At 35.0% G+C, this 19274-nt stretch carries 23 protein-coding genes and 1 pseudogene; 17 read left to right on the top strand and 7 right to left on the bottom strand.

The features are described 5' to 3' along the window. Nucleotides 1-42: 42 nt before the first annotated feature. Nucleotides 43-1872 carry a DNA ligase D gene (locus O7776_RS11410; RefSeq protein WP_274307190.1) on the top strand — a complete coding sequence of 610 codons (1830 nt, stop codon included), beginning with the start codon at nucleotides 43-45 and terminating at the stop codon, nucleotides 1870-1872. Between the two features lie 105 nt (nucleotides 1873-1977). Here the strand turns inward: O7776_RS11410 and O7776_RS11405 are convergent, their stop codons facing one another. Continuing rightward, nucleotides 1978-3018 (bottom strand): DUF418 domain-containing protein, encoded by a 1041-nt coding sequence (locus O7776_RS11405; RefSeq protein WP_274307189.1) that lies wholly within the window; start codon nucleotides 3016-3018, stop codon nucleotides 1978-1980. Nucleotides 3019-3371: 353 nt separating this feature from the next. On the opposite strand from O7776_RS11405, the gene O7776_RS11400 reads away from it, so the two are divergent. The 3 genes from O7776_RS11400 (at nucleotide 3372) to O7776_RS11390 (ending at nucleotide 4978) form a co-directional block, all read left to right on the top strand. Further along, on the top strand, nucleotides 3372-3659 hold the full coding sequence (locus tag O7776_RS11400) for a hypothetical protein (RefSeq protein ID WP_274307188.1): 288 nt from the start codon (nucleotides 3372-3374) through the stop codon (nucleotides 3657-3659). A 238-nt stretch (nucleotides 3660-3897) separates the two neighbouring features. After that, entirely contained in the window at nucleotides 3898-4458 is a 561-nt protein-coding gene (locus O7776_RS11395) for a hypothetical protein (protein WP_274307187.1), read from the top strand. 334 nt (nucleotides 4459-4792) lie between these two features. Further along, complete coding sequence (locus tag O7776_RS11390; RefSeq protein WP_274307186.1) at nucleotides 4793-4978, top strand: hypothetical protein; 186 nt, start codon at nucleotides 4793-4795, stop codon at nucleotides 4976-4978. An 806-nt stretch (nucleotides 4979-5784) separates the two neighbouring features. Here O7776_RS11390 and O7776_RS11385 read toward each other — a convergent pair. The 3 genes from O7776_RS11385 to O7776_RS11375 all read right to left on the bottom strand — a co-directional run bounded on the left by O7776_RS11385 (nucleotide 5785) and on the right by O7776_RS11375 (nucleotide 6708). Continuing rightward, nucleotides 5785-6084: a hypothetical protein gene (locus tag O7776_RS11385; RefSeq protein ID WP_274307185.1), complete on the bottom strand. Its 300-nt coding sequence runs from the start codon at nucleotides 6082-6084 to the stop codon at nucleotides 5785-5787. A 65-nt stretch (nucleotides 6085-6149) separates the two neighbouring features. Further along, the gene (locus O7776_RS11380) at nucleotides 6150-6368 is read right to left on the bottom strand and encodes a hypothetical protein (protein ID WP_274307184.1); all 219 of its coding nucleotides are present in this window, start codon (nucleotides 6366-6368) and stop codon (nucleotides 6150-6152) included. A gap of 61 nt (nucleotides 6369-6429) precedes the next feature. Beyond that, complete coding sequence (locus tag O7776_RS11375; protein WP_274307183.1) at nucleotides 6430-6708, bottom strand: hypothetical protein; 279 nt, start codon at nucleotides 6706-6708, stop codon at nucleotides 6430-6432. A gap of 281 nt (nucleotides 6709-6989) precedes the next feature. On the opposite strand from O7776_RS11375, the gene O7776_RS11370 reads away from it, so the two are divergent. The 4 genes and pseudogenes from O7776_RS11370 (at nucleotide 6990) to O7776_RS11360 (ending at nucleotide 8588) form a co-directional block, all read left to right on the top strand. Next, nucleotides 6990-7136 (top strand): hypothetical protein, encoded by a 147-nt coding sequence (locus O7776_RS11370; RefSeq protein WP_337999441.1) that lies wholly within the window; start codon nucleotides 6990-6992, stop codon nucleotides 7134-7136. A gap of 243 nt (nucleotides 7137-7379) precedes the next feature. After that, nucleotides 7380-7556 (top strand): annotated as a pseudogene (locus O7776_RS20405) (YhjD family protein); the annotation flags it as partial. 264 nt (nucleotides 7557-7820) lie between these two features. Then, the gene (locus O7776_RS11365; RefSeq protein WP_274307182.1) at nucleotides 7821-8000 is read left to right on the top strand and encodes a DUF4083 family protein; all 180 of its coding nucleotides are present in this window, start codon (nucleotides 7821-7823) and stop codon (nucleotides 7998-8000) included. A 336-nt stretch (nucleotides 8001-8336) separates the two neighbouring features. After that, nucleotides 8337-8588, top strand: coding sequence for a hypothetical protein (locus O7776_RS11360; RefSeq protein ID WP_274307181.1), 252 nt, complete (start codon nucleotides 8337-8339; stop codon nucleotides 8586-8588). A 43-nt stretch (nucleotides 8589-8631) separates the two neighbouring features. Here O7776_RS11360 and O7776_RS11355 read toward each other — a convergent pair whose 3' ends face one another. Next, complete coding sequence (locus O7776_RS11355) at nucleotides 8632-9201, bottom strand: Ltp family lipoprotein (protein WP_420802179.1); 570 nt, start codon at nucleotides 9199-9201, stop codon at nucleotides 8632-8634. A 426-nt stretch (nucleotides 9202-9627) separates the two neighbouring features. Here O7776_RS11355 and O7776_RS11350 point away from each other — a divergent pair, with 426 nt between their 5' ends. The 5 genes from O7776_RS11350 (at nucleotide 9628) to O7776_RS11330 (ending at nucleotide 14155) form a co-directional block, all read left to right on the top strand. Continuing rightward, nucleotides 9628-10059, top strand: a complete 432-nt coding sequence (locus O7776_RS11350) for a BrxA/BrxB family bacilliredoxin (protein WP_274307180.1) — start codon at nucleotides 9628-9630, stop codon at nucleotides 10057-10059. Next, nucleotides 10047-10832 (top strand): class I SAM-dependent methyltransferase, encoded by a 786-nt coding sequence (locus tag O7776_RS11345; protein WP_274307179.1) that lies wholly within the window; start codon nucleotides 10047-10049, stop codon nucleotides 10830-10832. Before O7776_RS11350 ends, O7776_RS11345 begins: the two co-directional genes overlap by 13 nt. Nucleotides 10833-11079: 247 nt before the next feature. After that, a complete protein-coding gene (locus O7776_RS11340) occupies nucleotides 11080-11403 on the top strand; it encodes a metal-sensing transcriptional repressor (RefSeq protein ID WP_241369037.1) in 324 nt (107 codons plus the stop codon). A gap of 13 nt (nucleotides 11404-11416) precedes the next feature. Then, on the top strand, nucleotides 11417-11623 hold the full coding sequence (copZ, locus tag O7776_RS11335) for a copper chaperone CopZ (protein WP_274307178.1): 207 nt from the start codon (nucleotides 11417-11419) through the stop codon (nucleotides 11621-11623). A 132-nt stretch (nucleotides 11624-11755) separates the two neighbouring features. Next, a complete protein-coding gene (locus tag O7776_RS11330) occupies nucleotides 11756-14155 on the top strand; it encodes a heavy metal translocating P-type ATPase (protein ID WP_274307176.1) in 2400 nt (799 codons plus the stop codon). Between the two features lie 58 nt (nucleotides 14156-14213). On the opposite strand, the gene pgeF is transcribed toward O7776_RS11330, so the two are convergent. Continuing rightward, nucleotides 14214-14972, bottom strand: a complete 759-nt coding sequence (pgeF, locus tag O7776_RS11325) for a peptidoglycan editing factor PgeF (protein ID WP_274307175.1) — start codon at nucleotides 14970-14972, stop codon at nucleotides 14214-14216. A gap of 126 nt (nucleotides 14973-15098) precedes the next feature. On the opposite strand from pgeF, the gene O7776_RS11320 reads away from it, so the two are divergent. From O7776_RS11320 to O7776_RS11310, 3 genes are all read left to right on the top strand, one after another. Then, on the top strand, nucleotides 15099-15764 hold the full coding sequence (locus O7776_RS11320; RefSeq protein WP_274307174.1) for a reverse transcriptase-like protein: 666 nt from the start codon (nucleotides 15099-15101) through the stop codon (nucleotides 15762-15764). A 440-nt stretch (nucleotides 15765-16204) separates the two neighbouring features. Then, nucleotides 16205-16330, top strand: a complete 126-nt coding sequence (locus O7776_RS11315) for a hypothetical protein (RefSeq protein ID WP_274307173.1) — start codon at nucleotides 16205-16207, stop codon at nucleotides 16328-16330. Continuing rightward, a complete protein-coding gene (locus O7776_RS11310; protein ID WP_274307172.1) occupies nucleotides 16327-16629 on the top strand; it encodes a DNA primase in 303 nt (100 codons plus the stop codon). Before O7776_RS11315 ends, O7776_RS11310 begins: the two co-directional genes overlap by 4 nt. Nucleotides 16630-16679: 50 nt before the next feature. Here O7776_RS11310 and aspA read toward each other — a convergent pair whose 3' ends face one another. Next, complete coding sequence (aspA, locus tag O7776_RS11305) at nucleotides 16680-18095, bottom strand: aspartate ammonia-lyase (RefSeq protein WP_274307171.1); 1416 nt, start codon at nucleotides 18093-18095, stop codon at nucleotides 16680-16682. A 381-nt stretch (nucleotides 18096-18476) separates the two neighbouring features. On the opposite strand from aspA, the gene O7776_RS11300 reads away from it, so the two are divergent. Continuing rightward, nucleotides 18477-19232 carry a GNAT family N-acetyltransferase gene (locus O7776_RS11300; RefSeq protein ID WP_274307170.1) on the top strand — a complete coding sequence of 252 codons (756 nt, stop codon included), beginning with the start codon at nucleotides 18477-18479 and terminating at the stop codon, nucleotides 19230-19232. Nucleotides 19233-19274 lie beyond the last annotated feature (42 nt).

The following is a 19274-nucleotide window of genomic DNA, read 5'->3' as shown; positions in this document are numbered from 1 at the left end:
TAGTTATTAATCAAAAACTAAAGAAAAAAGAGGTTTACACAAATGAAACCTATGCTGTTAACTGATACCGATGAAATCCCTGTGGGTAATGAATGGCTTTATGAAACCAAATACGACGGCTTTCGATGTACGTTAGAGTGGTTAGAAAAAGCACCAATCCTAAAAAGTAGAAACGGAAATGTGTTGAATAAAATGTTTCCTGAAATTATTGACTTTTGTAGTGAAATATATATATCGATTAAAGCTCATCTACCTTTAATTTTAGATGGGGAATTGGTCTACTTAGCAAATGATTTTCAAAGTAATTTTACAATTGTCCAACAAAGAGGACGTATGCGGAATAAGGAAGTCATTTTAGAACACGCAAAAATATTTCCTTGTCACTATATAGTATTCGACATTTTAAAATATCGAGGGAAAGATCAATCCAATCGTCAGTTAACGACTCGTAAACAGATGCTTGTAAAAGTTCTTAGTGGTTTAGAACTTCCTGTTTCAGTTAGTTATGAAGAGACAAAAAGAATTCAAGCAATTGATGTATTTGAGGATGGCGATGAATTATGGTCAAAGATTAAAGTTTACAATGGCGAAGGAGTCATAGCTAAGAAAGAGACGAGTAAATGGCTAAGTGATACTAGGTCAAAAAGTTGGTTGAAGATAAAAAATTGGCGATTCATTTCGGTAATTGTGTACAAGTATGATACAGGAAACGGTTATTTTAGTGGTGGTGTTTACCAAGGGGATAGTTTGATTGAAGTTGTCACATTTAAACAAGGGTTGCAGGGAGAAGAGATGAAAACACTTGTTACTTTCTTTGAAGCTAATGGAAATAAAATCAATGGAACATGGTCAATTGAACCATCAATTTGTGTCGATATTGCATGCATTGATTTTGATGGCAGTAAATTAAGAGAGCCAAGGTTTAATTCATTTAGGTTTGATATAAATCCGGATCAATGTAATTGGCAACAATTGCAACGACAACTTCAGCCAATACCGGAATCGGTATCTATAACACATCCTGAAAAACCTGTATGGCCAGTCATAGGTATCGATAAAAATCATTACTTGTTGTATTTGCAAACCATTGCTCCATATATGATGCCTTTTTTAAAAGAGCGGTTATTAACTGTTATTCGTTATCCCCATGGGGTACCAGGTGAAAATTTTTATCAGAAAAACTCCCCAGAAAATACACCTGACTTTGTTTCAACTCAAACAATTGATGATACGAACTTTGTTATTTGTAATAACATCGAAACACTTATGTGGCTAGGAAATCAGCTTGCAATAGAGTTACACATTCCATTTCAACCGATTCATACAGAAAAGCCTACTGAAATTGTTTTTGACTTAGATCCACCTTCTGTTAATGAATTTCATTTAGCAATAGATGCAGCATTAAAAATGAAGGCTATTTTTGACCAGTTCAATTTAAAATCATTCATCAAAACATCAGGTGGGAAGGGAATGCAAATTTATATTCCATTACCTTTCAACACCTTTTCATATGAAGAGACAAGTGTTTTTACGGAATTTGTGTGCAAGTTTTTAATAGAGCAGTATCCTCAATGGTTTACCACAGAACGATTGAAAAAGAATCGGAACAATAAATTATATTTGGATTATGTACAACACCGTGAAGGGAAAACGATTATTGCACCTTATTCAGCAAGGGGAAATGAAAAAGGGTTAATAGCTACACCATTATATTGGGATGAGGTGAATGATTTCTTAAGACCAGACAAGTTTACTATACACAATGTGTTGGAACGAGTAAGAGTTGTAGGGAATCCATTTAGAAACTTCCGAGATATTGGGGAATTGCAGGACTTTAAATCAGTTCTTGATCAGCTAAAAGGGATATTATAAAAATTACCTCCAATGCCCCCGTTACTTCAACTAGAAAATCCTATAATCGAAAAACTCCCTGGCGGATTGGAATCATTCACCACAGGGAGTTTCGCGCGTAATAGTTTATTTCTTTGGCATTGCTTTTCTTCCATAGGTCATAAAGCGCCATAGCTTTTCAAATGGTCCCATTTTAAAGAATTTGAACCAGATAACACTAAAGATAATTTGAATGGCATAAATTAAGATTGCAATGATAACCACATAAGAAGGCGAAACAACTTCAAGCCCCATTAAAGAAATAATAGCTAGGCCAATAAAGCTTTGCGCCAAATAATTTGTGAATGCCATTTGACCAACTCGTCCAATTGGCTTAAGAAACTTCGCGATGCTTTTATTCTCCAACATAACAAATAGACAAGTTAAATAAAAATACGTTGTCGGAATTACACCTAAACCCATAATTAATTGTAGATTTTGATAATCTCCTTTTGGGGCAAACCAAATCCATAGAGAGATCCCTACAAAAATGGGGAATGTCACAAATTGAATCCACTTTAGTTGTTTTGAGTATTCACTAATATGACTAATCCAATCAGCTTTTGCTACTAAAAACCCAGTTAAAAACATGATGAAAATAGTAACTACATCATTTCCTAATATTCCAAAAACAGTTGAAAAGGCTCCTTGATTTGGCATAAATAATTGTCCGAGAATGCAAAGTACATGAATAGTAATAATAGCAAATAGCCATTTACTAATCGTTGAAATCTTTGCACTATAGAATGGAATGAGGAAAAAACCTATAACTGCATAGATAGAAAGGATTGAGCCCCAAAAAACAAATATATGGACGATACCAATTAATAATAAAGCTAGTAAACGTCTTGCAAAACGCCATCTTGGCTTATCGCCACGTGCTTCTGCACGTGAAGTAAAAATATAAAAACCTACACCAAAGAGGAATGAAAAAATCGAAAAGAATTTCTTCTCAATAAAAATATCAATGAGCGTTTCAATAATACCGTTGATTCCGCTATATTCAGGCGGTGCCTCTAGTAATACCTTGAAGGCTGCTACATTTATAAACAAAATGCCAAATAACGCTATCCCACGAATAATATCTAAGGAAACGATTCTTTCTTTCTGAGTAACTAACGAATTCATTCTTACAATCTCCTTATCTTTCACAATTTATTGCTCTATGGCTATCTTAACCTCTCATTCTTACAGTAACTTTTTGAAAAGCTTACAGGAACCTTAAATTTATAGGTGTGTCTCATTATTTAATGCCTTTTTTCACTAAAACAGGAGAAGAATCACTTCCTATTATTTATAGAGACTTTTAATTATATTTCCACATGAGTAATAATGATTTAAACCTCACCATTTGGTGGGGTTTCTTTTTATACAATCGTCGCATTATGCGTAGTAACTAACATTGCTTTTTTATCAAAAAGTTGTTAAAGGTACTTTGATCCTTTTGTCGAATTTAGTAGATTAAAGGGAGGAGCGATTATATGGCAATTAGTGCAAATATAGACGTTATCAAAGAGGTAACCACAGATGACTCTAAATTGAAAAAGGATTGGGTTTTATGTCTTCAATGGTGCAAATATAACTATGATGATGGTACACATTCCTTTGGTTACCGTTTTATTTGGCGACGTGATGATGGGAATTTGCAAGCTGCAAGGGGACAAGCAAGAATCCCTAGTTTGGCTCATGTAGAATTATTAATGGCTAAAGCTAAAATAGAGGGTTGGGAAAACCTATCTGATAAAAGCCCGAAAATTGATAATAGATAAATTGGTTATTAAGCACTCTCACTCGAAGGTGCTTTTTATATTGCATTTTCAGACGATTCGAAATGGGCAACTACTCACTTGTCACAAAATGTGTAGTAACTCAATAATTGTTTCAATAGCAAAAATATATTTAAACGTAGTCAAACGACTAGCGTTATATATTATAAGAAAATTATTAATGACTTTTCTACAGAAATCCTTAACAATAAGTTCTATATTGTTGTTGGAGGGATGATCGATGGAAAAGAGTATTTATTATAAGGTTCATTCAGCGATTAAGGATATCTGGATCTATGATATTAAAGATGATTATGAAAACTCCTTTTTATTAAAAGAAGATACTTTAAAAAACGCATTTTATTTTCATTTAAGAAATAGGTTAGGTGATTCATTTCTTAGGGAAAATCAATTGGCTATTTTTACGGAGTATTACATTGATACCAAACAAAAAATTGACCTAGTTGTTGTAAGGCTAGATGTAGAGAAAGCGCAAAATGAATACTTAGGTAATTGTATTGATGAAGTAGTAGCAGTGGTAGAAATGAAATATAAAGGGAAGTATGCCAAAGATCAAATATTTATGGATGATGTCGATAAAACAATAGCCTATGTAAACAAATTTAAAGGTGAAGCTACAAAATTTTTCTTAGCATTTATAAGAGAAAAATATTTTGCAGCTGATGAAGTAGAAAATTTTTTAGCTCATTATCAAAATGTGCCAAAGGGTAAAATAGTGGAACTTTTATCTTATTGGATATCAGATGATGATAGTGTAGTTTGGAAAGTGATTGAGCATTGAGTAAAAATTACCTTTTCATCGTTTGAATCAAACTAAATGCATCAATAATAAAGTTTGGGGCATTACGATGGATGCCCGAATCACTGACGTAAAAGAGATTTATGAAACAAATGGCTTTAGTACCAAGGCTACTTTCGGCAATAACAGGCCTACTTTGATTCAGAAGATTAAGCAGGAATTGAGTCAGATTAGTGGTAAGGTTAGGCGATAAATGTTTTTTGTTCACAAAATCGACATATTTAATGATTTTTCTTTCGTTTTTACTCCATCTGATTTTAAAATTTCAAACCTAAAACGTATAAGTATATAGGTTTATAAATAAGGAGGAGTATTAATGAGTACAAAACAAAAATTTGACTATTGCGAGGCACTAGGTTTAGTGTCAATAAAACGAAGAGGTTGGCATACAGAAGCAGCTTGGAACGCAAGTAATAGCCCAAGTATAAATTTTATAAAGTTTATGAAAATGATGAATTGGCAAGCTAATTTAGATGGCATGCAACGTTTTGCGAGAAAATGATAAATATTAAGGCCTTCCGCATCGTTGTGGAGGTCTTTTATATTGGGCAATAACGAGTATCCTAATTTCTTATACTTAAAAGTTGTCGATTATTAGAAGGGAATCCTATTCTTTTGTCGAATTGAAATGGTGGATTCCATGAATGAAGAAAAAGTACCTGTATGTTCAAATTGCGGAGAAGAAATACCTTTGGATGTCAAGATCATACATTCCTGCGTATACATTAAAAAGTCACGAGTGTTGTTAAAACAACGTTTGGTGAATTTTCTTATGATAAAAGTTTATACATCATTTTATACAAATGGCGTAAATTGTTGATAATGCAGTCTTTTCACATATTAGAATTAAATTTCATTTTGTATAAAACGAAGCCCATTACCAATAAAGGTAGTGGGCTTTTTTCGTTTATAAGGGTAGCAGATATTTATTGAAAGTTATTTGTAAATAATTGAAAATAACCAAACATATTTGGGAAAATAAAGATCAAAAATAGCCCTGTAAACGAGAAGGTTATAAACCTTTTTCTATCTATACCAACTCTTAATTCCCAGAGTGACAGACATACTAAATATAAACCTAACAACATACTAATCATTGGTAATATTATTAAATAAATATTCATTTCATTTTCTCCTTTTAACTATTAAGTTTTATATGTATCGAGTTTGATAATTAGACAAAGTACAAAGCCTCCCAAACCCTCGTCGGGAAAGCTTTCCTAGTAGAGTAAACAAACTTCCGTTTGGGAACGTTATTTTTACTTTAAGTGTATAACAATGCAATTAAGTCACTATTATATCCTTATATCACGAGTATAATTCTTTTAATTTTTCTGGCAAGGTTTTATTTATAATGAATCCTGCAAAAGACAATCCAATCAAAATAAATATAATTGCCAAAACTTTATTTAACCAAGTTATTTGAATAATTTCCGTTAGATTGGAACCACCAATAATTATTATCATAGCTACAGCCCACGCAATTAAAAGTCCTACGATATACTGTAACCATTCTTTTTTTGAAAGCTTCTTAAAAATTGCTCTATTTTTATAAAATTTCCTAATTGAAAAAATCAAAAATAAGCCTAATAAAATATTTCCAATCATTACAATTCCCCTTTTTTGCAAGTCTAGAGGCTATTCGTAAAATTATAACGTTACATCTATTTAAACTAAGCTTTTTTCTGATATTTTTTATTCTGGATAGCAAAGAAAATCCAAATCATAACTAAGAATGTAGTAGGTCCATTTTCTGTAGAAATATTTGTATCAAATATCCAATTAATTATGCCTATGCTAAATATAAATATCAGTGTCAAAACAAAGATTAATAACAATGAGTGTAATATTAATTTTGGGAAACGTATTTGAGAAATCATCGGAAAATTCATTTTTATCCCCCCTCTTTATTATACAACCGTATATAAAATCTTAAATTTCCGTGTTAGAAAATTATTTGACTTCAAGTTTTAAAATATCAATATACTGTTTGGCTTCTATTAATGAAAGCCCTAATGTTTTTCTCGCTCTTTTTACCGCCTTGACATCATTACCTTCTTTTAAGAGTTGTCGTAATTCGTTATTTATTGGGTATTCAGGTACACCAACTTGTTTGGTAATCTGTTCCAACGTATATTCCAAACCTTTCACACGACTATTAAGTTTACTGACAGTAGAGAGTAAATAAATACAAATAAATAATATCAAAACAATAACAATATAAAAATCCATGAAAATCCCACCTTTAAGACTATTATAACACAATTACAAAATGTTCCATTTTTACGATAAAACTTAAACCTTCCTAAAATTTTTCGATTGGGGACTATTCTTACCTTAACGTTGTAAATCCGCATAAATCTAGGGACCGTAATTAGGGAGCTGGCTTTTTTACGTTTAATCATATATTTACCAATAAAATAAAATTTTTTCTGTTTTAAAATAGAAACAAAAGTTCTATAATAATCAAAAACAAGAACAAATGTTCTTTTTTGCTGAAGGATTTAATTATTATGAAAGAACAATTAGTACGTGCAATGCAGCGATATCAAACGGTGGATATTATGTATATGGCTAAAGACGGCAAGATTACAAAACGTCGTATTAAGCTTGTTAAAATCATCGGAGACAATATGCAGGCTTACTGTTTTATCAAATAAGCAAAACATACTTTTATCATATACAATGTGTTAGCAATTGCACCAGTCGTTTATAAAGAGCGTGGTATCGTATGACAGAAGAACAACAGCAACTTCTACACCAATTCATTCTAATAGAAATATGGCGCATAGATCTTTAATAAGTGACAAAGAACAAATCGAAAAATTTCCAGATCGTATTAAAACACCAAAATTGCAAGACTTAATTAATAAGTTACTTGCAATCCATCCGATTATTACAACTTACAACGGCTTTTAAGATTAAATAAGATACAAGTAGGTCAATGGAAACGTGTAGATGATGAACATAGCAATTATCATTACATGATGCAGGGAAATGAAGAGATTTTGAAATACAATAACAAGCAATTAAAAAATGAATTTAAAAAAATGCTGCATTCATTGATTGCGACGGGGTGAGTTTTTATGACATCTTTTCAACTTCACTCTTAATTTATATTTACAATAATTAAATTATTGTCGAGCACCAGGACGAGTGAAAATACGAGTCATTATAGGGGTCTCGTCAGATTTATGCGGATTTACAAAAATAAGGAACGAATTGTTCCCAAACACTGCTTTGGGTGAGTTTACAACATTCAACAATCAGGCTATATCCATGTATATTTATCGAGAAATTTATGGTAAAATTAAACAAAACATTTTGTTTTCGAGGTGAAGAAAATGCGTATCGGAGATTTAGTTTCTCAATTGAATATTTTAGTTATACTATTTGTACTATTATTTGCGGTGTATTATGTAGTTCGCTCAATTCTAAAACAATTTAGAAATTCCAATTCTAAAGATATTGAACATAAACTTGATAAAATAATTGAACTTCTTAATAAAGAAAAAAAAGAGTGATTACTATAATTTTCTTATATCTATATGTAACAACTTCACTGACACGATTGTTGAAAAAGCGTCTCGATTTTTATCAAACTCAATATTACCTTGGTTCATTCTTGATTTATAAAGCATACAATATAAACCCAATAAACGTTTTTATACAATGAGAACAACGTATGTTGTTTCAGCATTTTTCTTTTTTACTGGCCCTTTTTTTCGTATAAAATCGTGTATATTACTTATGCCTATAGTCGACGAAAAATTATAAAATACCTCCAAACAGACAGTTTGCCATATTTTGTAGACATGTAATGTTAATTATTGTAAGTTGGTGAGGAGGGGGTGAATAAAGTGGGTAAAGATCATTTTCATTGCGTTTATTATTATCACGAAAACGGTGAAGATAAAGCGTCAGAGTATGAATCACCAAAGCACAGTCATAATATTGTAGACCCAAATATTATCGCGAATATTTTAACGAATGAGATTAAAAAACAAGTAGGGCACGATGTAAAAGGGTTTATAATGGTTGGTAAAGTGCCTGTAGGCGGAGGAAAGACTTGGAAAGTAGTTAAGTCAGAAAGGAAAAAACATCATGTATAGTCATAAATAAAGCCTTCCACAATGGTTTGTGGAGGGCTTGTTTTTATAAATTATCAATAGCGTATTGTGCTTCTTCTTTTGTAAACTTCTCCCCGTATTCAGAAATTAATTGATCGTAAATAGCCGCATTCGACATATCCATCATATCAGCGTATGATTTTGCTTTTTTTAAGGCGTTCGCGTTCCAGTCCCATTGGATGTTATCGATTGCATATTGTGCAGCTTCTACCGGGAAATTCTCACCGTATTCGGATGTTAGTTGGTCGTAAATCCCTGCTTTTGACATGTGCATAGTTTGAGCGTATTGTTCTGCTTTTTTCAAAGCTGATTTATGTTCACGGGGAATACTAGCCTCTTTTGCTTTAGCTTCTGCAATCGCTTTGGCTTCTTCTTCAGCTTTAGCTTTCGCCTCTGCTTCCTCTTTGGCCTTTTGTTCCGCTAAAACCTTTTCTTCGACTTCTTTAGCTTCACGTGCAGCCTTTTCTTCCGGTGTTTCTTCTTTAGTTTTTTCCTCTTCGACTTTAGCTACTGTTTCCACTTTTTCGTTGTCTGCATCAGCGGCAGAGTCCGATGTATCTCCTGTTGCACCAACACCCATCAAAGATACAATCATAACTACAAGCGAGAAACCTGCGAATTTAATTTGTTTTTTACCTTTTAATCCATTTTTTTTGATAAAAGCGACTATCGATAAAACGATGAATATCGGGATAGCTACCACGCTTAATAAAAATAAAATCATAAATAGATTATCCATTATTATCAACTCCCTTTGAATCCATTTTATTGGAAATAGAATGGTAAGTACATAATAAAAAACAGACAACTTTATTTGTCGTCTTTGAAAAATTGAATCCATTCCAAAAAACGCAACCGTTGCGTTTTAAAGAATCCAAATTTTTTTAAAAACAAAAAGGTAACCAAAAGGTAACATAAATCCCGAAACAATCCGAAAATATATGAAAATCCAATCTTTGTACAACCCGTAAAAACCCTGTTATAATGGGCATTGTTAATATAAATGAAAGAAGGCGAAAATATGAACGCTTACGATGAATACATGCGTCAGGTAACCCAGCCAATGCGTGCAGAGCTTGAAAATGCGGGTTTTACACAATTAACGACTGCAGATAGCGTGCATGAATTTATGGCAGAAACGAAGGGGACTTCACTTGTCGTGATTAACTCTGTTTGTGGCTGTGCAGCAGGTTTAGCACGTCCAGCAGCGCGTGAAGCAGTGGCGGAAGTGAAGCCAGATCAATTAATAACGGTGTTTGCAGGTCAAGACCCAGAAGCAACAGCAGCAATGCGTGGTTATTTCGATGAAGTACCAGCAAGCTCACCATCGATGGCAATTTTAAAAGATGGTCAATTAGCGTACTTTATTCCACGTGAACAAATCGAAGGCTTCCCAATGGAGCAAATTCGAGATCATTTAGCAGATGTATTAAAGCAAGTATGTGCCGAGTAACCATCGTCACAACAGCAGGGCGACCAGATGATGCGTCGCTACAGCTTGCCGATTTTGCACGTAACGAACTAGAAGCGGAAATTGTTCCACGTCAAAAACGATCTGTGAAAAACCTTGCAGATAACTATGATGCGAATGTCATAGTAGCGGGTAAGAACCGTTATGAATATTATGCGAAAGGTGCTGAGGCGCCTTTCTTTTTTCATCCGAATTCATCGGCCTTTCGATTAAAGCGTGTGGCACGCGGTGAACAGGAGCCATTCCTTACTGCTTGCGATTTACAGCAAGGTGATTCGTTTTTAGACTGCACGCTTGGCATTGGTTCTGATTCCTTACTCGCTGCTTTTGTAGTAGGAGAGCAGGGGAAAGTTACCGGGCTTGAAGCAGATCGAAACGTCGCATTTATCGTGAAGAACGGCATGCAAACGTATGATACTACCGAGCTGCCTTTAACTAAATGCATGCGTAATATTGAAGTAATTCACGCAAATGCATTAGAATTTTTACAGCAGCAACCTTCCAATAGCTATGATGTTGTCTATATGGACCCGATGTTTGAACAAGTAATTGAAGAATCTTCAAATTTTGAGGCTCTTCGTCATGCAGGCAGTCATATTGCATTATCAGCAGCTTGGGTAGATGAAGCAATACGTGTGGCAAAAAAGCGTGTTGTATTAAAAGCACATTATCAATCAGAATGGTTTGAGCTTTACGGTTTTAAACGGGATATACGCTTAACGTCAAAATTTCATTATGGTATTATACAAAAATAACCGTGACGTCCAATTCGGACATCACGGTTATTTTTATATTTTCGAAGCTAAATCATCTGCTGAGAATAATTTTTTAATCATTGGCGCACAGTGTAGAATTTATTCTAATGTTTCATCGAGTTGATTTGCTGTAGTCTTACTCATCAAATTCCATTCTGGAAATTTGTGAAAAAATAAAAAAACTCTTCGCTTTACATACCCCCTTAAGGTATGTTAAAGTGAACTTAAGTTAGGAGGATTGATTTACATGCAAAGTAATGATGATGTACAAGAAACGCATGAAGTTAGCTGTCGCAAGAGTCATCATCCTGAGAAGATAAAAAAAGATTTAACGACAAGGCTCAACCGAGTAGAAGGCCAAATTCGTGGTATTAAGGGCATGATTGAAAAAGATGTTTATTGTGATGATATTATTACACAATTATCCGCTACGCAATCCGCTTTAAATAGTGTGGCAAAAATTTTGCTTGAAGGTCATTTAAAAGGCTGTGTTGTCGATCGATTAAATGAAGGTGACGATGAAGTGCTCGATGAACTTATTGTCACAATTCAAAAACTAATGAAAAAATAAGGAGCGATTTAAGATGGAAAATGTAACATTAAATGTACAGGGTATGTCATGTGGTCACTGTGTGAAAGCTGTAGAAACAAGTGTTGGTGCTTTAGCAGGTGTTCAAGAAGTAAAAGTTGATTTAGCAGATGCGAAAGTAATTGTTGCTTTTGATGAATCTTCAGTTACAGTTGATCAAATTAAAGAAACAATCGACGAGCAAGGCTACGACGTCGTGTAACTTTTTATGGGTACTCAAACACCCAATAAAGGAAGTTAATTTTGCGAAGGTTCTCTATCCATTCTGTGAAAAGGGAGCCTATCTTTTTAAATATTTTTATACCCCATGTAGGTATATGAGAGGTGAAGTGAGATGACAAAAAAAGAAATAACAATGCAGGTTACAGGAATGACCTGTGCAGCGTGTTCAGCACGTATTGAAAAAGGTTTGAAACGTATGGACGGTGTGGAAGATGCCAATGTAAATTTAGCACTGGAAAAAGCAACGATTTCCTATAATAATGAAACGCTTAAACCTGAACAAATTGAGCAAAAAATTCAAGGGCTTGGCTATGATGTAGTAAAGGAAAAAGCAGAGCTAAATATTACAGGAATGACGTGTTCGGCGTGTTCGGCTCGTATCGAAAAAGTGCTTAGTAAAGTGGACGGAATTTCAACTGCAAATGTCAACTTAGCACTTGAAAAAGCAACAATTGAATTTAATCCATCTCAAATATCGATATTGGATATTATGAATCGAATTGAAAAAATCGGTTATGGTGCAGAAAAAGTACTAGAAGGTGATCCAGTCGACCATCGTGAACTAGCGATAAAAAAACAGCAATGGAAGTTTATTGTCGCAGCGATTTTGTCATTACCACTGCTATGGACGATGGTAGGGCACTTTTCATGGACTAGTTTTTTATATGTACCTGACTTTTTAATGAATCCTTGGGTACAGCTTGTATTAGCAACACCTGTGCAATTCATTATTGGATGGCAGTTTTACGTAGGGGCTTATAAATCACTACGCAGTGGCTCTGCTAATATGGATGTACTCGTTGTGATGGGGACGAGTGCCGCATACTTCTATAGTATTTATCAAACACTTTTGCATGCAGGTACGAATCATATGCCTCATTTGTATTTTGAAACGAGTGCGGTGCTAATTACATTAATTATACTTGGTAAATTATTCGAAGCCCGTGCGAAGGGGAAATCGTCACAGGCGATTAAACAGTTAATGGGCATGCAAGCAAAAGTGGCAACTGTCGTACGAGATGGCATAGAGCAACAAATTGCGTTAGAGCAAGTACAAATTGGTGAGATTTTACGTATTAAGCCAGGTGAAAAAATACCAGTTGATGGGGAAGTACTAAGTGGTGTTTCAGCCGTTGACGAATCGATGCTAACAGGTGAAAGCCTACCCGTTGATAAAAAGGCAGGCGATTTCGTATATGGTGCAACGATTAATAAAAACGGTGCACTTGAAATGAAGGCTCTAAAAGTTGGGCATGAAACAGCACTTGCTCAAATAATAAAAATCGTCGAAGCAGCTCAAGGTTCAAAAGCGCCAATTCAACGTTTAGCAGATAAAATTTCAAGTATTTTCGTCCCGATAGTTGTGGGGATTGCAGTTTTAACATTCATTATTTGGTGGTTAGTAAGTAAAGATTTTACAGCAGCATTTGAAGCTACAATTGCAGTTCTTGTAATTGCATGTCCATGTGCACTGGGCTTAGCAACGCCTACATCGATTATGGCAGGATCAGGTCGAGCGGCGCAGTTTGGTATATTATTTAAAGGCGGCGAACATTTAGAGCAAACGGGCTTTATTGACACGGTTGTTGTTGACAAAACAGGAACTGTCACAAATGGGCAACCTGTGCTAACAGATGTTATCGTTTTTGATAACTTTAGTGAAACCGATATACTCGAAAAAGTAGCAGCCGCTGAAAATGCATCGGAGCATCCATTAGCAGAAGCAATTGTGCAGGGTGTGAAAGAACGGGGCATTACAATTGAACAGGCAACGGATTTCCAAGCAATTCCAGGGTTTGGGATAGAGGCAAAGGTTTCGGGTAAACATGTACTCGTAGGAACGAGAAAGTTTATGAATTCACAGAATGTTACGATATTAGACATAGTGGAGCAGCAATTAGTAAGCTTTGAGCGTGATGGAAAAACAGCCATGCTTATTGCCATTAACGAACAGCTCGCTGGAATTGTAGCGGTTGCAGATACTGTAAAGGCAACATCGAAAGAGGCAGTAGCAAGATTACATGAGCTTGGTATAAAAGTTGTGATGCTGACAGGAGATAATGAACGTACTGCACAAAAAATTGCAACGGAAGTCGGGATTGATGAAGTAATTGCAGAAGTATTACCAGAGCAGAAAGCCCAGCAAATTGAAAAATTGCAGCAGCAAGGGAAAAAGGTAGCGATGGTTGGAGATGGGATTAATGATGCACCAGCTTTAGCAATGGCTGATATCGGAATGGCTGTCGGAACAGGGACTGATGTAGCGATGGAAGCTGCAGATATTACATTAATTCGCGGCGATTTAAACAGTATTGCCGATGCGATTTTAATGAGTCGTAAAACCATGACGAATATTAAACAAAATCTGTTCTGGGCATTTGCCTACAATGTTATTGGTATTCCAATTGCCGCTCTCGGGTTATTAGCGCCTTGGGTTGCCGGAGCAGCGATGGCATTTAGCTCCGTGTCGGTTGTATTAAATGCACTGCGATTACAGCGAATAAAATTATAGATGAAAGGGGGGACGTTCCAGAATTAATTCTAGGACGTCCCCATTTCAATTTAAGGAGCTATTTACGCATAATAAAACTTAAGTGACGACCAGTTCCACGATCTTGGCGGTATGAAAAGCCGTCTTCACTGTTAAATGTACACATCGGGTCAGTCATAATATTGGCACTTGGGACGCCGGCAATTTCACATTGTTTTTTCACAGTTAGCTGATTATCAATATGGTATTTATCCGTACGATCATTGAAGTACATAAATTCATCTGCATAGCCGAGCGCTTTGAATTTTTCATAGACATCTGCATCAACTTCAAATCTTTCCTGACTAATTGCCGGACCGATTATGACATGCACATCTTCAAGCCGACAATCTTCGTGCGCTTGCAAATGCTGTAGCATCTTTAGTGTTATTTCTTTAATTGTTCCTTGCCAACCCGAATGAATGGCACCGATTAAGTTTGTTTTATCGTTATAAAATAATACGGGTACGCAATCAGCGGTAAAGCTTGAAATCACAACATTCGGCTCATAAGTATAAAGCCCGTCTGTTTCGGGAATTGCTGTTGAGCTATCTAGCGCACCATTACCGATTAGCTTTTCTGTAATCTGTACGAAATTTGCACTATGTGTTTGATTGGCACAAACAAAATTATTCACATCAGTATTTAGCAAATGTGCGAGTGTTTTACGGTTGTGGACGATTTGCGCTGCATTCTGGCATACATGTAAAGCCATATTATTATTTTCATGTAAACGGGCATCCTTTAAAGTAATACCGAGCAGGCGTTTTTCATTGTTTTCATAAAATTTTACATTCATATTATCACCACTTGTACTATAACGTATTGGCGGATTTTTGTATAGCCATCTGTTGTTTGGTATAATTATGGGAAAATGTGTGGAGCCGTTTGCAGTGTTTTTATTATTTCAAAAGGGGGGAACTAATTGAATCTATCGATTGAGTGGATTTACGAAACACCAACAAAACAGCAAATTACGTATAGAAGTGAGTCGATACCAGCAGCACATGCTTTTTTACTAATAGAAGATATGAAAAAAACAGGTCGGATGAAAACATATTCATTAACGGATGAACATGATAGCGAATGGACAATGAAAGAATTGAAAAAGTATTTACAGGAGCTTGAAATCGAGCCGCATAACGTACAGCTTTATTTTGACGGTGGTTTTAATCGAGAGGAAAAATTAGCGGGACTAGGTGTTGTTATCTATTTCGAGCAAAACAATCAACACTATCGCTTGCGTCTTAATCAACAAGCACACTATTTAATTTCAAATAATGAGGCTGAATATGCAGCGCTACTATTTGCAATCGAGCAATTAGAGGAGCTTGGTGTTCATCATCAAGCAATTGAAGTATTTGGTGATTCACAAGTAGTTATCAATGAAATGAACGGGGAATGGGCAGTTTCGGATAATGCACTTGCTAGCTGGGCTGATAAAGTCGATGCCAAGTTACAAAAATTAGGTTTAACCGCTATCTATCAATATGTAGAACGAAAGCAAAATGACGAAGCAGATCAATTAGCAAACCAAGCACTATCTGGTACAGAGATATTTGCAAAGCAACAAGTAAAACGAAAAAAGTGAGTTCGCTAATTTGCGAACTCACTCTTAATCTAAATCATTTCCACAATTGATAAATCCGCCACTACAATCTACATGATCAAGAAGTGCTTGTTCGCTTTAAGCAATTGTAAGGTAGTGAAAAGAATTAACCGATTTAATAACGAGAGAATTTTCATACAAGTCTTCAAACGGGTAGGCTATTGAAAATTAACCGTTATATTAGCTCTACATATTTTCTTATCCCATCTGTTAAAGATACATACTAAAATGATAATAAATAGTTTTTTAGAAATAATGGTTAAAAAGTTATGCAGTTTTTGGTGTTGTTTTAAGCGAAAAAACATAATTATTTGCTAGGTTTGAGAAATTTATAGGTACTAAATCAAAAATAGCACTTTGTGAACTTGATTTTAAAAGACAGTTTAGTAAAGTAAACATTGTGCAAGAAATGAGGAATTCTGTTGGGGAAATGGGTAGTAATATTAATTGTGGTAGCAGTTATTTTTATGTTTGTTCAAGCGGAAATGACGTTTCGACGTGCAGATAAAATCAAAAAAGAACAGCAACAAAAGGGGGGACATGAATGATTCGTTCAGTTGGAGCAGGCAGTACGGGGCTTAATAATCAAACGCGACGAAAAGCTCAGCCTGAAGTGAGCATTCCATTTCCAAAGGTAGGTAGTGGCGGTCAAGTCGACACTACACAAGAGCAACCTGCTAAAATAAGACAAGAATCACAAACGATGATGGTCGGGGTGAAGCCCAAGTCACAGTTAAAATCTATTTTTGATGAAACGACGAGTGTTGTAAAATTAAATGCAGATGGTGACCGATTAGAAGTAAGTAAACGTGCTATTACATTGGCAAAAGATATGCTTTTTGGATAATGAAAAACGCTAGTCCTCTATTATAAGGACTAGCGTTTTTCAATTTGAAATTAGTTTTTCGCTAATTTTTTTTCACCAGCAATACCTGGTTGTGTTAATTCAAAAGGATTTAAAATAATATCTAATTGTTCTTTTGTAAAGTATTCGTATTGTAAGCATAATTCACGTACTGATTTGCCACTGTGTAAAGCTTCACGTGCAATTTGACTTGAACGTTCATAGCCTAAGTGTGGTGCTAATGCAGTAACGACACCAATTGATCGCTCAACAAAGTCATGCATACGCTCTTCGTTTGCTTCGATGTGATCTAAGCAAAGTTTTGTAAATACAGTGAAGCCGTTTGTCATAATTTCAATAGATTGTAATAAATTGAACACAAGAACAGGCTCCATTACGTTTAATTCGAATTGACCTGCTTCAGAAGCTAGTGAAATTGTTACGTCATTTCCGATAACTTGGAATGCAATTTGGTTAATTACTTCAGGCATTACTGGGTTAACTTTACCTGGCATAATTGAAGAACCAGGTTGACGTTCTGGTAAACGAATTTCAGCAAAACCTGCTTTTGGACCTGAAGCCATTAAGCGTAAGTCATTAGCAATTTTAGACATGTTCATCATTGAAATTTTTAACATTGAAGACACTTCAGCGTACGTATCTGTGTTTTGCGTCCCATCGATTAAGTTTTCCACTTTTACGAATGGGAAGTTGCTGTACTTCGCAATATTTTCTACCGCCAAGTTCATGTATTCTGGGTCAGCATTTAAGCCAGTACCAATTGCTGTAGCACCGATGTTGATTTGAAGCATTGCTTGTTGTGCTTTCTTCACACGTGCAATATCACGAGCAACTACTGCAGCATATGCCCCGAACTCTTGACCTAAACGAATAGGAACAGCGTCTTGTAAGTGTGTACGGCCCATTTTCACGATACCGTCAAATTCAACTGATTTTTGGATGAAGCTATCACGCATGATTTCCATCGCCATAATTAAATTATCTAAAGTTGTAACCGTTGCAATGTGAATTGCTGATGGGAAAGCGTCATTTGTCGATTGTGCCATGTTTACGTGGCTGTTTGGACTAATGATTGAATATGACCCTTTTTCTTCCCCTAAAATTTCTAATGCGCGGTTAGCAATTACTTCGTTGGCATTCATGTTCATCGAAGTACCAGCGCCACCTTGAATTGGATCTACTACGAATTGATCATGTAGTTTACCAGCGATAATATCATCAGCAGCATGGGCAATAGCATTTGCAATTTTTTCGTCTAATTTGCCGATAGCAGCATTAGCTAAAGCTGAACTTTTCTTTACAATGGCAAATGCACGGATTAATTCAGGATGCATTGTCATTTTTGTAATTGGGAAGTTTTCTAATGCACGAGTTGTTTGAACTCCATAATAAACGTCCTTTGGAATTTCTAATGTGCCTAAAAAGTCTTTTTCAATACGTGTACTCATTTGTACGAACCCTCCAAGAGAATGGTGTAATAGTTGTATAAACAATCCTATTATACGTCAAATTCCACCAAAATCATAATTGCTGAATTATTAGATTATTTGACGTATTCATGTAAAGTACGGAAGTTTTAAATATTCACTTTAAAATGGTGAGATATGCTCTTATTATCGTGAATTTTCACTTTTTTAGACAAAAAATAATATGTTGTTTAAATTTCAAATTACAAATTTGCATGACGTAGCTATATGTGTTTTTTTAAGAAACCATTTTATTACTTATTATTTCCCCTTATTTTATTTAATATCTTTTTGTAAATTTTTTGGTAATATTACATTAGAAAGTAGTTTGACTAATTTTGTAATAGAAAGCAGGGATTATTTATGACTTTATCTTTTCAAAATATAAATATATTTGCGCAACTTGAACGAGAAACGGAACTTTATCGGCATTATCAGCTTGATGAAGTGAAAGACCGCTACGATAGTAATTTTATCGAATTTTTATCAACTCCTACGTTATCCGAACTGCAGGCAGCTTTGGTCTACTTGCAACATAAACATCTCCAAAGTGGACGACAGTTTTTAAAGGCTGTATTTCCACAAGATGAAGAAATTCCAATTGAATTGCATCAATATTTATTATCGGATCAATTTGATATTGCTAGTTTGGAAATGTATTCCATAAATCCGAATGTTTTTACGCGAGAACCGATTTGTCCTGAAGTGACAATCGAATTTGTGTCTCCTAGAACGTTAGAAGGCTATTTAGAGATTCATTATAAAGATGCATTACAATGGGGTGAAAGTTACGCTCAAGCTAAAAGTGCTATGTTAAAAAGGGACTTTGAACTAAAGCGAACAGCTCAAATTGTCGCAACATATAATGGAAAGGTTGTAGGATCGCTTGATGTTATTGAATCAGCAACTACAGCAGAAATTGATAATTTGTTCGTTTTGCCAGCCCATCAAAAGAAAGGGATAGGTACAAAACTTCAGCAATTTGTTATGAAACATTACTCGGAAAAAATAATTATTTTAGTTGCTGATGGGGACGATACACCGCGCGAAATGTACACAAAACAAGGCTATTCCTATATAGGAAAGCGATTTAGTGCATTAAAAACATTATTGGGTTAATAAATGTGCTTGAGATAACTTTAATTCTCAAGCACATTTTTT

Source organism: Solibacillus daqui, assembly GCF_028747805.1.
GTDB classification, from domain to species: Bacteria; Bacillota; Bacilli; order Bacillales_A; family Planococcaceae; genus Solibacillus; species Solibacillus daqui.
Note: the sequence above shows the minus strand (reverse complement) of the source record. Positions and strands in the feature narration are given on the sequence as shown.